At 71.8% G+C, this 12,949-nt stretch carries 11 protein-coding genes and 2 tRNA genes; 7 read left to right on the forward strand and 6 right to left on the reverse strand.

From position 1 onward, the window contains the following. Positions 1-119 precede the first annotated feature (119 nt). Entirely contained in the window at positions 120-977 is an 858-nt protein-coding gene (locus EMA17_RS42645; RefSeq protein ID WP_126642629.1) for a class II aldolase/adducin family protein, read from the reverse strand. Positions 978-1,840: 863 nt separating this feature from the next. Between EMA17_RS42645 and EMA17_RS42650 the strand changes: the two genes are divergently transcribed. From EMA17_RS42650 to EMA17_RS42660, 3 genes are all read left to right on the forward strand, one after another. Beyond that, positions 1,841-2,212, forward strand: coding sequence for a roadblock/LC7 domain-containing protein (locus tag EMA17_RS42650; protein ID WP_126642630.1), 372 nt, complete (start codon positions 1,841-1,843; stop codon positions 2,210-2,212). A gap of 255 nt (positions 2,213-2,467) precedes the next feature. Continuing rightward, on the forward strand, positions 2,468-3,415 hold the full coding sequence (locus tag EMA17_RS42655; protein WP_126642631.1) for an NAD-dependent epimerase/dehydratase family protein: 948 nt from the start codon (positions 2,468-2,470) through the stop codon (positions 3,413-3,415). A 95-nt stretch (positions 3,416-3,510) separates the two neighbouring features. Then, a complete protein-coding gene (locus tag EMA17_RS42660; protein ID WP_126642632.1) occupies positions 3,511-4,002 on the forward strand; it encodes a glutathione peroxidase in 492 nt (163 codons plus the stop codon). Positions 4,003-4,117: 115 nt separating this feature from the next. Here EMA17_RS42660 and EMA17_RS42665 read toward each other — a convergent pair whose 3' ends face one another. After that, positions 4,118-4,930: a protein phosphatase 2C domain-containing protein gene (locus tag EMA17_RS42665; RefSeq protein WP_126642633.1), complete on the reverse strand. Its 813-nt coding sequence runs from the start codon at positions 4,928-4,930 to the stop codon at positions 4,118-4,120. 242 nt (positions 4,931-5,172) lie between these two features. On the opposite strand from EMA17_RS42665, the gene EMA17_RS42670 reads away from it, so the two are divergent. After that, positions 5,173-6,957: a bifunctional metallophosphatase/5'-nucleotidase gene (locus EMA17_RS42670; protein WP_126642634.1), complete on the forward strand. Its 1,785-nt coding sequence runs from the start codon at positions 5,173-5,175 to the stop codon at positions 6,955-6,957. Between the two features lie 161 nt (positions 6,958-7,118). Next, positions 7,119-8,117 carry a LacI family DNA-binding transcriptional regulator gene (locus EMA17_RS42675; protein ID WP_126642635.1) on the forward strand — a complete coding sequence of 333 codons (999 nt, stop codon included), beginning with the start codon at positions 7,119-7,121 and terminating at the stop codon, positions 8,115-8,117. Positions 8,118-8,185: 68 nt separating this feature from the next. Here the strand turns inward: EMA17_RS42675 and EMA17_RS52255 are convergent, their stop codons facing one another. From EMA17_RS52255 to EMA17_RS42695, 3 genes are all read right to left on the reverse strand, one after another. Continuing rightward, positions 8,186-9,049 (reverse strand): sensor domain-containing protein, encoded by an 864-nt coding sequence (locus tag EMA17_RS52255; RefSeq protein WP_160161768.1) that lies wholly within the window; start codon positions 9,047-9,049, stop codon positions 8,186-8,188. A gap of 336 nt (positions 9,050-9,385) precedes the next feature. Then, complete coding sequence (locus tag EMA17_RS42690) at positions 9,386-10,180, reverse strand: hypothetical protein (RefSeq protein ID WP_126642637.1); 795 nt, start codon at positions 10,178-10,180, stop codon at positions 9,386-9,388. Positions 10,181-10,464: 284 nt separating this feature from the next. After that, positions 10,465-11,358, reverse strand: coding sequence for an ADP-ribosylglycohydrolase family protein (locus tag EMA17_RS42695; RefSeq protein ID WP_126642638.1), 894 nt, complete (start codon positions 11,356-11,358; stop codon positions 10,465-10,467). Between the two features lie 131 nt (positions 11,359-11,489). Here EMA17_RS42695 and EMA17_RS42700 point away from each other — a divergent pair, with 131 nt between their 5' ends. After that, the gene (locus tag EMA17_RS42700; RefSeq protein ID WP_126642639.1) at positions 11,490-12,332 is read left to right on the forward strand and encodes an EamA family transporter; all 843 of its coding nucleotides are present in this window, start codon (positions 11,490-11,492) and stop codon (positions 12,330-12,332) included. Between the two features lie 268 nt (positions 12,333-12,600). Here EMA17_RS42700 and EMA17_RS42705 read toward each other — a convergent pair. Continuing rightward, a tRNA-Gly gene (locus tag EMA17_RS42705) sits at positions 12,601-12,674 on the reverse strand. A gap of 96 nt (positions 12,675-12,770) precedes the next feature. Between EMA17_RS42705 and EMA17_RS42710 the strand changes: the two genes are divergently transcribed. Continuing rightward, positions 12,771-12,846: transfer RNA gene (locus EMA17_RS42710), tRNA-Pro, on the forward strand. Positions 12,847-12,949: the final 103 nt, after the last annotated feature.

Raw genomic sequence — 12,949 nt, forward strand, 5'->3', positions numbered from 1 at the left:
CCGGGCGGGTTGACTCCCGGCACGGCGGATCTCGCGGAGATTGCGCCCGGTCGGCGGACAACGGGCCCGACCGGACGGCGGCGAAATGATCATCGATCGGCGGGATCGACCGAAATCGATCAGATCGTCATCGGGCCGTCGACCCCGAACAGGTCCGGCTCGGAGCGGCTGATCACGTCGTACAACGGCTTGTAGTTGATCCACGCCACCGTGTCGTTGCCGAGCTGGTCCCGGGTCAGCCGCGCGTTCTCCGGCGAGATCGGCCGCAGTTCTCCGGCCGCCTGGGCCAACAGTTGCACCTGGCACGAGCGCTCCATGGTGATGAACCACCAGGCCGCCGCGTCCACGGACCGTCCGACGGTGAGCAGACCGTGGTTGCGCAGGATCAGCGCCTTGTGCGAGCCCAGCGTCTTGGCGATCCGCCGTCCCTCCTCGGCGTCGAGCACCACGCCCGCGTAGTCGTCGAAGAGTTCGTGGTCCTCGTAGAACGGACACACGTCCTGGGTGATCGGCTCGAGCCGGATCCCGAGCGCGGACAACGCGCGTCCGTGCGTGGAGTGGCTGTGCGCCGCGGCGACCACGTCCGGACGGGCCGCGTGGATCTGCGAGTGGATCGCGAACGCGGCCTGGTTGACGTGGAAGCGACCCTCGACGACCTGTCCCTCGTGGTTGACCAGGATCAGGTCGTCCACGGTGATGTGCTTGAACGACATCCCGAACGGGTTCACCCAGAAGTGGTCGACGAACTCGGGGTCGCGCGCGGTGATGTGCCCGGCCACCCCCTCCTCGAAGCCGAACCGGCCGAACAGTCGCAGCGCCGCCGTCAGTCGTTCCTTGCGGTGCCGGCGCTCCCGTTCGACGGTCTCGAACGTGGGCGGCAGCGCGAAGCTCAGGTCGGTGGGCGAGACCGGTCGCGGCGCCGACCGCTCGGCGCTCGGCGGGCCGTCCTGGGGGCGGGGCGCATCGGTGGCGGACATGTCCATCTCCTCGGGCTCGGGGCGCGCACGGGTGCCGCCGACGCTACTCGCGAGTCACATCCGAGGACAGCCTCGCGCGGGCGCCGGATCGCGCGGAGTCGGGGCCGAGAGCCGGTAGGTGCCGGCCGAGGCGGTGCGGGTGGGCCGAGGCGGTGCGGGTGGGCCCGGGGGGGCGAGCGGCCCGGGATTCTAGCGTCCGAACGTCGGGCGGATCGGGTTTCCGGCAATTAATCGAATATTGCCCACGACCGCCTTCGGGCCGCTCCTACGCTGCCGTTCAGCGAGTCCGGGAGGTCGAGTCCGAAGCAGTCGAACTCGAATTCCCGGACCCGCTCGAAGGCGACGGGAAAAGTACACGCGGACGTATGCGGGGGGAAGGGGTGCGTGAGGTGAGCGGCGGAGGAGCGCATTCCACGGAGGTCGCGAATATCGGCGTACGGGCGCCCTCGGGGGCGCCCGGGCCCGGCCGGGGCGACGGGGTGGGGTCGCGGGCCAGGACCGAGGCGGGCCGCCGGGGCACGCCCGCGCGAGCGCCCGCGTCCAGGAGCCCGATCGCGAGGAGTTGGGCGGAGATGGCACCACCCCCACGCCGATCCAGACCGTCCCGGCGCAGATCAGCCGACCCGCCGACCGGATCCGATCCCGGGCGGGCCCCATCGATCGAGGTGGATGTCATCGAAGCAGTCGAGGTCGATCCCCCCGCGCCGGCCGAGGTCGAACCGATCGCACCGATCGCACCGATCGAGGCGACCGCGGTCGGCGGGCCGCTCCCGAGCGATCCGGACCCGGAACCGGCCGGGTCCGGCGACGAGCCCGTCGGAGTCCACCGGAAAGCCGCACCGCCGATCGCCCCGGAGGCAATCATGGCCAATATGGAAACGGCCCTCAAGGAAGCAATGACGATCGAGGGCGCCGTGGGGGTGGCCCTGGTCGACTACACCAGCGGAATGGCGCTCGGAATTCTCGGCGGCAGCAAGGAACTCGATCTCAACGTGGCCGCCGCCGGGAATACCGACGTGATGCGCGCGAAGATGCGCACGATGGAGATGTTGCACCTCGGCGACCAGATCGAGGACATCCTGATCACGCTCGGCAAGCAGTACCACCTGATCCGCCCGCTGTCCGGTCGGGCCGGGAAGGGGCTGTTCCTCTACCTGGTGCTGATGAAGGACCGCGCCAACCTCGCGCTGGCCCGACACAGCCTCAAGCGTGTCGAGGAGGAGATCGAGGTCTGAACCCGGGCGCGCCCGCGAGCCGAGGCCCGTCGGCGCACCCGCAGACCCATCCTCGACACCTCTCGGCGCCCCCGCCCCCCGTGCGGCGGGCGCCGGTGGGGTGTCCGGGGACACGTGCGGCGGCCCTGGTCTCCCCGCTCCGTCTCGGATATGACGGTACGTCAGATGTACCGTCGAGCCTCGACGTACCTCGCGCGGGCGATCACCCACCCGATCGTGCGCGGATCGTGTCCCCCGAGTCCTCCGAGGAGCCGCATGTTGTCGGGCGAGAAGATCCTGATCACCGGTCCCGCGGGCCAGATCGCCTATCCGCTGACCGAATACCTGGCCCGGGACAACGAGGTGTGGGGCATCGCCCGCTTCTCGAACGCCGAGGACCGGGCGCGGGTGGACGCCCTCGGGGTGACCACGCGCGCCGTCGACCTGGGCTCGGGGGCGTTCGACGAGCTGCCCGAGGACTTCACGTACGTCCTGCACCTGGCCACCTTCCAGGGCCCCGGACTCGACTACGACGAGGCGCTGCGGGTCAACGCGGAGGGCACGGGCCTGCTGCTCCGGCACTGTCGTCGGGCCAAGGCCGCGCTGGTGATGTCCACCGCGTCGGTACTCAAGCCGCACCCGGACCCGATGCACGTCTTCCACGAGAGCGACCCGCTCGGCGACGCCAACGTCACGCACGCGCCGACCTACTCGGTGTCCAAGACCGCCGAGGAGGCGGTCGCCCGCTACTGCGCCCGCGCCTTCGACCTGCCCGTGGTGATCGCCCGGATGAACGCCTCGTACGGCCCCGGCGGCGGGCTGCCGACCATGCACATGGACGCGGTGCTCGCCGGCCGGCCGATCACGACCCGCTGGGACCCGTGCATGTACAGCCCGATCCATCAGGACGACATCAACAGCCAGACGGCGGCGCTCCTGGACGCGGCGTCCACCCCCGCGACGGTGGTCAACTGGGGCGGCGACGAGCCGGTGAGCGTGCAGGAGTGGGCGGCGTACACGGCCGAGCTGAGCGGCCTGCCCGCCGAGGTGGTGGTGCGCGAGCAGCCCGGCACGCTGCGTGGGCAGATCCAGGACACCACGAAGCGGGCGGCGATCACCGGGCCGTGCGCGGTCGACTGGCGCGCGGGACTGGCCCGGGTATACGCCTCCCGGCGCGAGGATTCGGCCCGACCGGGTCGGGCGGCTTCCGGCCGCGCTCGATAGCGTCGAGTCGTCACGTCTTACTCGCGCCGTCGCGGAGCGCTCCACGTCCTCGGATCGGGTGGCTGCGGCGGCACCACGCAGGAGGGACAACGATCATGGGCATCCTCGATACCCCCATCGCCACGCTGGCGGGGGAGAGCACGACCCTGGGCGAGGTGACCGGGGGGAAGGTGGCACTCGTCGTCAATGTCGCGTCCAAGTGCGGCCTGACCCCGCAGTACACGGGCCTGGAGGAGTTGCAGAAGGAACTCGGCTCGCGCGGCTTCACCGTGGTCGGCGTGCCGTGCAACCAGTTCATGGGCCAGGAGCCGGGCAGCGCGGAGGAGATCCGGGAGTTCTGCTCGACCACCTATGGGGTGACCTTCCCGCTCACCGAGAAGGTCGACGTCAACGGCGCCGACCGGCACCCGCTCTACGACGTGCTCACCGCGGCCTCCGACGCCGAGGGCGGCGCGGGCGACGTGCAGTGGAACTTCGAGAAGTTCCTGCTCTCCGCCGACGGCGCCATCGTCGGTCGGTTCCGTCCCAAGACCGACCCGCACGACCCGAACCTGATCGCCGCGATCGAGAGCGTCCTACCCAAATAGCCCGCACGTCCGCCTCGTTCGCGAACCCCGGGTCGACGCCGACCGGGGTTCGCGGACGAGGCGGGACACGGGTGCGGTACGACGCGCTCGGCGGCACGGGCCCGGATCGGCCGGGTCAGACCAGCGCCCAGACCGCGGTCGCGTCGTCGCAGACCTTCCCGCGCGGCCAGCGCGCGCCGTCCGCGTCGGAGGCCTCCGCCGCCCGTACCCGCGCCAGCAGTTCCGCCGGTCCGAAGTGGCGCAGCGTGGTCATCAGCCGGTCCCAGTCGCCGATCCCGAACCGGTCCACCAGTCGACTGGCCCCGTCGGTGAGCGCGGCGAACGCGCGCACCTCGCCGAGTGCCAGACCGCCCGTCAGCGCCTCGCCGGCGGCCGCCGGATCGGCCGCCGCGACCCAGTGGCCGCCGGGCACGTTGCGCGTCGCCCGGACCGTATCGGCGTACTCCTGATGTGCCGTCAGGTAGCCGGAGCTGCCCGCCGGATGGGCGTTGCGCCGGCGTCGCGCCGCCGCGCCGACCACGCCCAGTCGATCGTCGGTGACCACGGTGAGGTCGTCGTCCCGCTCGATCAGCAGCGTCGAATCGGACAGCACCAGGTATTCCAGCCGGTCCCCGACCACCCGCACCACCACGGCGGTCGCGGCCGGCGCGTCGGGCCGGGCCAGGTCGCACCCGTCCACGTGCAGCGCCGAGGTGTCCTCGATCGCGTCGTGCAGGCACTCGGCGAGGGAGCGGTCCGGCCGCCCGCCGCTGTGGGTGAACAACGCGGTGCCCAACCGCTCGACGAACCAGGGCACGCCGTGTTTGCAGCCGTTGTCCGAACTCGACGTCACACCGTCGAGCAGCACCAGCGTCGTCGGTCCCGCGACGACGAAATCCTCGTTCGGCCCGCCCGGATGACCCGGTTCGGTCGCGAATTCCACGCGCATCGCGGACATCCCTCCCTTTTAGGTGCCACGCCGTACGGCTGCCCCGCGCCCGAGGCCGGGAAACGGCCGTTGATCATGCCCCCCTGCCTGGGACGCTCGGAAAGTTCACAGCGGTTTCACGAAACGGTTTCGCGTGAGGTCTCGTGTGGGCCGGGGAACTGCCCCTACTCTCTGGCTTCGAGACACCTTCAGGCCCCACTTCTACGCGCGTCACCAACCGGCGCGCCCTCCGAAGGGATCCCATGTTCGGGATTGGACGACGCCGCGGTCGCCTCGCCCTCACCGGCCTGGTCGCCGCGAGCCTGCTCACCATGGGCGGCACCGCGACGGCCGGCCCGGGCGCCGACCGCGGCCGCCCCTCCGGCACGACGGACCTCGAATTCCTGGCGCTCAACGACCTGCACGGCAACCTGGAGGAACCGCAGGGTTCCGCCGGAAACGTCACCGAGATCGGTCCCGACGGCAAGCCCGTCTCGATCCCGGCCGGCGGCATCGAGCACCTGGCCACCCAACTGCGCGCGGAGCGGGCGAAGAACCCCAACTCGCTGACCATCGCGGCCGGCGACATGATCGGCGCGAGCCCGCTGCTCTCCGGGCTGTTCCACGACGAGCCGACGATCGAGGCGCTGAACAAGGTCGGCCTCGACGTCACCTCCGTGGGCAACCACGAGTTCGACGAGGGCAAGAAGGAACTGCAGCGCATGCAGTACGGCGGCTGCCACCCCAAGGACGGCTGCTACACGCCGGGCCGCACCTTCGAGGGCGCCGACTTCCAGTACCTGGCCGCGAACGTGCTCGACGAGCGCACCGGGCTGCCGATCCTGGCGCCGGTGAGCATCAAGAACGTGGGCGGCGCGCGCGTCGGCTTCATCGGCATGACCCTGGAGGGCACGCCGGACATCGTCACCGCCGAGGGTGTCAAGGGCCTGACCTTCAAGGACGAGGTCAAGACCGCCAACGCCGTGGTGCCGTGGCTGCGGCTGTTCGGCGTCGAGTCGATCGTGGTGTTGCTGCACGAGGGCGGCCTGCCGACGAGCAACGCGTACAACTACGACTGCAACGCGGGTGGCAACCTGGGCCTGTCCGGCCCGATCGTGGACATCGCCAAGAACCTGGACCCGGCGATCGACCTCGTCGTCACCGGCCACACCCACCAGGCGTATGCGTGCGACATCCCGGACCCGGCGGGCAAGCCGCGCCTGGTCACCAGCGCGTCGTCCTACGGGAAGATGTACACCAGGATCGACCTGACCTACGACAAGCGCACCCGCGACATCGTGCGCACCTCGGTCAAGGCACAGAACACGGTCGTACGCCGGGACACCCCGAAGGCCCCGGACCTGACGCAACTGCTCGCCGACTGGCAAAAGCTCGCCGCCCCGGTGGCGAACCGCTCGATCGGCTACATCGCCGGCGACATCCGCGGCCGCGGCGCCACCACGCCCGAATCCCCGCTGGGCGACGTGATCGCCGACGCGCAACTGGAGGCGACCGCACCGGCCGACAAGGGCGGCGCGCAGATCGCCTTCATGAACCCGGGCGGCATTCGATCCGACCTGCAATACGCGGCCGCCGGGGCCGAGGGCAACGGTGTGGTCACCTACGCCGAGGCGTTCACGGTGCAGCCGTTCACCAACATGATGCAGACCCTCGACCTCAAGGGTCAGGCCGTACTCGACGTGCTGGCCCAGCAGTACTCCGGCGCCAACGCGGCCAACCCGAAGGTGTTGCAGATCTCGAAGGGCCTGACCTACACGACCGATCGGTCCAGGACGGGCGCCGAGAAGATCGTGCCGGGCAGCGTCAAGCTGAACGGCGTGCCGATCGACCCGGCCGCGACCTACAAGGTCAGCGCGAACGAGTTCCTGGCCGGTGGCGGCGACGGCTTCGCCGCCTTCAAGACCGGTACGAACAAGCTGGTCGGTGTTTCCGACCTGGACGCGCTGCTGGCCTACTTCGCCGCCCACTCGTCGGCGAGCGCGCCGCTCGCGCCGCCGGCGGCGGACCGGATCACCTTCATCGGGTGACCCTCGGCCGATCGCCCGGAAAGGCCCGGTCCCGGGTGGGGGCCGGGCCTTTCCGACGTATCGGCGCGCCGGTGCGGCCGGCCCCCGGCGGGCGTGCCGACACGGGGGCGATCGGGCGGCCGAGTGCCGGGTTCACCCCGCGACTGGGCCACAATCGCCCCATGAGCACACCGAGACGCCCCCCGACCGGGGCCGATGTGGCCCGTGCCGCAGGCGTTTCGCGCGCCACCGTGTCGTACGCGATGAACGACGTGCAGGACGCGCGCATCCCCGAGGAGACCCGACGGCGGGTACGCGAGGTGGCCGCCGACCTGGGCTACGAGCCGCGTTCGGACGCGCGTTCGCTCCGGCGCGGGCGCACCGACCTGGTGATCGTGCCCACCTACGTGGTGCCGTTCGGCCAACTCATCCAGCGGTTCCTCGACGGCCTGGCCCGCGAGTTGCACGGGCTCGGCCACACCCTGGTGATCCACGGCAACCCCGCCGCGCACGGGATCGAGGCGGCCAAGGCGTGGGGCGCGCTGAACCCGACCGTGGTCCTGGTGCTGCCCGAGCGCATGTCCGCCGAAGGGGTGGAGTACCTCACCGCGCGCGGAACCGCGGTGGTGGCCCTGGGGCACAGCGCGGTGCCGGTCGCGCTCAGCCTGAGGATCGATCACGCGGCGGCCGGCGCGTGCGCCGCGGAACACCTGATCGCGGGCGGGCGACGCGACTTCGCCGTGGTGGTGCCGCGCGAGCCGGGACTGATCGAGATCGGCCGGGAACGGCTGGCGGGCTTTCGGGCCTTCGCCGAGGCGGCCGGCGGGACGGTCCGCGTGGTGGAGATGGCGGAGAACGCGGCCGAGGCGACGCGGATCGTGGGGGAGTGGCGCGCCGGAGACCGCCCCGACGGGGTGTACGGCTACAACGACGAGTACGCGGCGCTGCTCCTGGGCGCGCTGGCCGACGCCGGCCTCGACGTGCCGGGGCGGCTCGCGGTGGTCGGCACCGACGATCTGGCGCTGTGCGAGATGGTCCGGCCGCGGCTGACCTCGGTCGCCTTCGAGGAGGTCATCCCGATGCGCGCGGTGGCGGCGGCCATCGTCGCGGCGGGCGAGGGCGCGGTGGCGGGCGAGTTGACGTTGTGGCGGATGGCGATGCGGGTCCGGGAATCGAGCTGAACCGGCCGCCCGTCGGGGCCGTTCGCCGCGTGTGCGCCGAGAGGTCGCGACGGGCGGCCGACGGCCCGTCAGCCGCCGGCGGTCCTCAGCTTGGCGATCTGGCGGGCCACCAGGTCGTCGGCCGGTAGGCCGGGTGTGGCCGCGGCCAAGTCGGCGTTGCTCACCACGACGATCGTCGGGCCGACGCGCACCACGATCATGCCGAGCGCGCCGCCCGCACCGGGGCTCATCCCGACCGCGAGCGACTCGTCGCCGAGCGCGGCGTGCGGGATCTCGGCGTACGTGTCGGTCTCGGTCGCGCCGTCGGCGTCGATCGAGGTGATCGACGGGCAACCGCGCAGCGCCCGGCGGCCCTGCGCGAACAGGTCCCGGGCACCGGCGTCGGTGAAGGCGAACAATTCGACGACGGTGAACCCGGTCGGGTTCGGATCGCCCCTGGTCACCGACGCCTGGGCGGACGCGATCGGGGCGGTCGCCGCCTGCCCGGGGCGCAGCAGGTCGATCACGGCCTGGCAGGAGGGCTGCTGGGCCCGCTCCCGGCTCTCGGGGTCGCCGCGCGAGCCGTCGTAGGCGCCCGCGGGCATCTCGGCGGCGGTCAACAGCGCGGCGTCGAGCCGGGATTGCGCGGCCGGATCGGATCCGTTCCCCGCCCCGGTCGGCCCGGACGACTCCTCGATGGGCGGCAGCGCCGGCGGCGGCTCCTCCGGCGCGGTGGTCGCGGCCGGCGGGGCCAGGCTCGGCGCGGCCTTGGCGGCCGGTGTCGTGGCGGCCGGCGTCGACGGTGCGGCGGCCTTGCCCGCGGCGGGCGCGGACGCCCGACCGGCCTCGTACTCGCGCGCCAGCGCCTCCTCGTCCCGACCACACGCGGTGGCGGTCAGGAGCAGGGCCCCGGCGACCGCCGCCGCGCCCACCCGGATCACGATCCTGCGCATACGCGCCTTCCTCCGAAGCAACGGGCCCGACCCACCACGGGGTCGGGACGACCCGGACGCCCGGGATCACACGAACGGGCGGAACCCGAACCGCCATCGCCGACCGCGTGCCACGAGGCGGCCCGGCGTGCCCCACCCCGACGCGAACCGGCACGTCGTCGATCGGGCGACGCGAGGGGCCTCATCATGGCCGACGCCCCTCGCCTTTGCCAACCGTCCGGCGCCACCCGCATCGGTGCCTGACCGACCGTCAAAAAGCCCGCATACTCATCGAATTCGCTCCGGGACGAAAGCGGGGGACGGTGGGCCGATCCGAGACCGACCCACCGGCACGGATCAGCCCTTGGCCGCCGCCACGACCTTCTCGACCTGCCTGGTCACCGTCGCGGTGTCCGGCAGCTTGGGAGTGGTGCCGGTGAACTCGACGATCCTGACCACGACCAACGTGCCGCCGACGCGGACCACGACCTGCCCGCCGCTGCCGCCGTCCTCCGGAGTGCTGTGGATCGCCAGCGTCTCGTCGCCGAGTTTGGGGTGGGCGGCCTCGGCGTGGCCGACCGTCGACGTCTCGCCCTCGGAGTCCTTGGTGGTGAGCGAACCGCACTTCGCGAGCGCGGTACGCGCCTTGCCCACGATCGTTTCCGCGTCGGTGCCCGCGAACGAGAACAACTCGGTCGTGATCACCGTCGACGGCGTCGGGGCGCCGCCGATCGTCACCGCGGCCTGGGCCGCGGCGACCGGCTTGACGGCGCCCTGTCGCGGCAGCAGCAGATCGGTGACCGGTTGGCAGTCGGGCACCGCCGCCGTCACCCGCTCGCCGGCCGCCTTCGGTTCCCGGGTGAGGTAGGTGCCCTGCGGCAGCTCCGCCGCCGTGAGGACCGCCTTCTCCAACTGTGCGGCGGTCAGCGGGGTTCCGACCGGGGCACCCGAGGCGACCGGCGCGCTCGGCGCCCCCGCGCCCGGTGCCCCTGCGGCCGGCGAGGGCGCGGTGACCGGGGTCGTGGTGGTCGTGCTGCTCGCGGCGGGCTTCCCCTCGGTCTTCTTGTCGTCGTCGGAGCCGCACGCGGTCGCCGCGAACACCACCGAACCGATGACCACCAGCGAGCTCGACCGAAACAGGGACTTGCGCATGAAGACGGAATCCTCCGGGGAATCTCGGCCGTGTCCAGGACCGCACCGCGTCGTCACGAGGGAGCGGACGAGGCGGTACGGATCGACGGGACGTGATCGGTCGTCAGGAAAGCGGTGGCAGCGACTGTGCGCCGATCGACGTCCCCCCACGAGACGTGCGTCCGACGGCGAACGGGCCGAGGGCTCCCGTGCGACGCGGCGCGAACCACCCGGCAAGGCAGGGGAGTTCGGGAGCGGATGACGAGAGCGCGCTCATCATGATGCAGCGCCCTCGCCTTTGCCAACTATTTAAGCCGAGCGGCCTCGATCACCTCGCGCCACCACGTCGGCAGCGCCTCCACCCGCCGGATCCACCCGGCCGGCGGCTCGGCGCGAACGCCGACGATTCCCCCGACGATCGCGCACGTCGTGTCCACGTCGCCGCCCGCGCTGGCGGTCGACCAGAACGCCGCCGCGTAGTCGTCGAGGTGCCGGGCCGCCGACCAGATCGCGAACGGGACGGTGTCGGGGGCGCTCACCAGACGGCCGTTGCCGAGCGTGCGAGCCACCGCGCGGGAGTCCGTGCGATCCGCCAACTCCAGTGCGGCGCCCAGGCGTTGGCGGACCAGCCCGGCGGGTGTGCGGTCCCGTGCGAAGGCGATGAGGTCGGCCGGCTCCGGCTGCTCCAGGATGGCCGCGCCCGCCGCCGCCACGGCCACCGCCACCGCGCCCGCGACGCCCTCGGGGTGGGTGTGCGTCACCTCGGCCGAGCGTGCCGCCTGCTCCACGACCGCGTCGAGGTCGGCCGCGAACCACGCGCCCAGCGGCGCCACCCGCATCGCGGCCCCGTTGCCCCACGAGCCCTGCCCGTCGAACGGTTCGGCGGCCAACGTCCGCCAGTCGCCGCCCTGACGCACCAGGCGCAACATCCGGTTCGTCGAGGGCCCGTAGCCCCGATCGAAGTCGTGCCGCACCGCGAACTCCCGGGCCAGCGCGTCCTGATCGACGCGCCCGCGCAGGCTCAGCTCGGCGTGCAGGACGCAGGCCATCTCGGTGTCGTCGGTCCACGGCCACTCGCCGTCCGGAAGGCGACGGTCGGCCAGGTGGGGGAGGTTGTCGGGGACGAAGAACTGGGCGCCCAGGGCGTCGCCGAGCGCGAGACCGCGCAGGGAGGCGAGGGCGGAGGAGTCATGGGTCATATGGACGGCCATTATCGCGTCCACCGTGCTTGGATGATCCGAATGACGTGCCATCAGCCACCCGCGTCCGGCTGCGAGTTCCCCCTCCCCGGCGGTATATCCGGGGGCGACCACCACCTCGCGGTTCGCGCGTGACCCCGACGGTCACCGCCGCCGTACTCGGCTCGGCCGGGCTGCACGCCGCCTGGAACGCGCTCGCGCACGGCCTCAAGGACCGGCTCGGGACCATGGTCATGATCCAGATGGCGAGCCTGGGCATCGGGCTGGTCTGCCTGCCCTTCGTCGGCATACCCGAGTCCGGCGCCCGGCCCTGGCTGCTCGGCTCGGCCGCCCTGCACGTGGTGTACCACCTGCTGCTGCTCGAGACCTATCGGCTGGGCGACTTCGGTCAGGTGTACCCGATCGCCCGGGGCACCTCCCCGTGGGTCACCGCACTGATCGGGGTGACCCTGCTGCACGAATACCTCAGCGTGACGCAGACCGTCGGCGTGGTGGTGATCTCGGCCGGGATGCTCGTGCTCGCCCTGGCCGGCGGGATACCGCGCCGGGCCGAGGCCGCCGCGGTCGCGGCCGCCTTCGCCACCGGCTGCGCGATCGCGCTGTACACCGTCCTGGACGGCGTCGGCGCCCGTTCCTCCGGCTCGGCGATGTCGTACGCGGCCTGGCTCTTCGTCCTCGAATCGGCCCCGACCATCGTGGTCCTGCACCTGCGCACACGCCGCGACCCCACCCGCGAGCGCAACCCGCAACGCGCCTGGGGCCTGCTCGGCGGCGCCATGTCGATCGCCGCGTACACCCTGGTCATCTGGGCCCAGACCCGAGGCACCCTGGCCACGATCGCCGCCCTGCGGGAAACCTCGGTGGTGATCGGCGCCGTGATCGGCACGGTCGTCTTCCACGAGACCTACGGCCGCCACCGCCTCGTCGCCACGATCCTGGTCCTGCTCGGCATCACCGCGATCAACATCGCGTAGCCCGTCGGAGCGACCCCGCCGACCGGGACAAAAAGTGAGATTGCCGACTTTTCTCATCGGCCCCACCGGCCGGCCGACCCCCACGACGGAACCGAGAATCCACTCCGAGGAACCCGGCGGCCGTCCGAAAAAGTCGGGACCAAGGTCCACCGGGCCGGGACCGAGGCCCCCGACCCTCCGACCGAATCCGCCCCGAATCCGCGCACCGCGTCCGGGCACGACAAAGGCCCAGTCCGGAGAAACAACCTCCGACCTGGGCCTTTACCTCTGGAGCGGGTGACGAGGATCGAACTCGCACCACTAGCTTGGAAGGCTAGGGCTCTACCATTGAGCTACACCCGCAGCTGGTGTGGCGTGCACGTGGCGCCTAGGTTAGCGGATTGGTGCGCGGCCAGTGCAGACTCTAGCGTGTCGTCCTCTAGACTTCATCGGGCGCCACGGGGCGTAGCGTAGTGGCTAGCGCGCCTGCTTTGGGAGCAGGAGATCGGGAGTTCGAGTCTCCCCGCCCCGACCACCACATCGAGAATTCGCTGCAGGATGGATCGGTACCACCGGTTCTGAACCTTCAGTGTGCCGTCAGGCAAGATGCACAGGCCCGGAAGAACAGCCCGCAGCAA

Origin of the sequence: Embleya hyalina, assembly GCF_003967355.1 — a bacterium.
GTDB classification, from domain to species: Bacteria; Actinomycetota; Actinomycetes; order Streptomycetales; family Streptomycetaceae; genus Embleya; species Embleya hyalina.

What these genes read in the sequence shown, in the direction of transcription:
- EMA17_RS42690 (WP_126642637.1), bottom strand. Translation starts at nt 10,180, where the DNA reads ATGCGCAAGTCCCTGTTTCGGTCGAGCTCGCTGGTGGTCATCGGTTCG.
- EMA17_RS42650 (WP_126642630.1), top strand. Translation starts at nt 1,841, where the DNA reads ATGGCCAATATGGAAACGGCCCTCAAGGAAGCAATGACGATCGAGGGC.
- EMA17_RS42655 (WP_126642631.1), top strand. Translation starts at nt 2,468, where the DNA reads ATGTTGTCGGGCGAGAAGATCCTGATCACCGGTCCCGCGGGCCAGATC.
- EMA17_RS42665 (WP_126642633.1), bottom strand. Translation starts at nt 4,930, where the DNA reads ATGCGCGTGGAATTCGCGACCGAACCGGGTCATCCGGGCGGGCCGAAC.
- EMA17_RS52255 (WP_160161768.1), bottom strand. Translation starts at nt 9,049, where the DNA reads ATGCGCAGGATCGTGATCCGGGTGGGCGCGGCGGCGGTCGCCGGGGCC.
- EMA17_RS42675 (WP_126642635.1), top strand. Translation starts at nt 7,119, where the DNA reads ATGAGCACACCGAGACGCCCCCCGACCGGGGCCGATGTGGCCCGTGCC.
- EMA17_RS42695 (WP_126642638.1), bottom strand. Translation starts at nt 11,358, where the DNA reads ATGACCCATGACTCCTCCGCCCTCGCCTCCCTGCGCGGTCTCGCGCTC.
- EMA17_RS42645 (WP_126642629.1), bottom strand. Translation starts at nt 977, where the DNA reads ATGTCCGCCACCGATGCGCCCCGCCCCCAGGACGGCCCGCCGAGCGCC.
- EMA17_RS42660 (WP_126642632.1), top strand. Translation starts at nt 3,511, where the DNA reads ATGGGCATCCTCGATACCCCCATCGCCACGCTGGCGGGGGAGAGCACG.
- EMA17_RS42670 (WP_126642634.1), top strand. Translation starts at nt 5,173, where the DNA reads ATGTTCGGGATTGGACGACGCCGCGGTCGCCTCGCCCTCACCGGCCTG.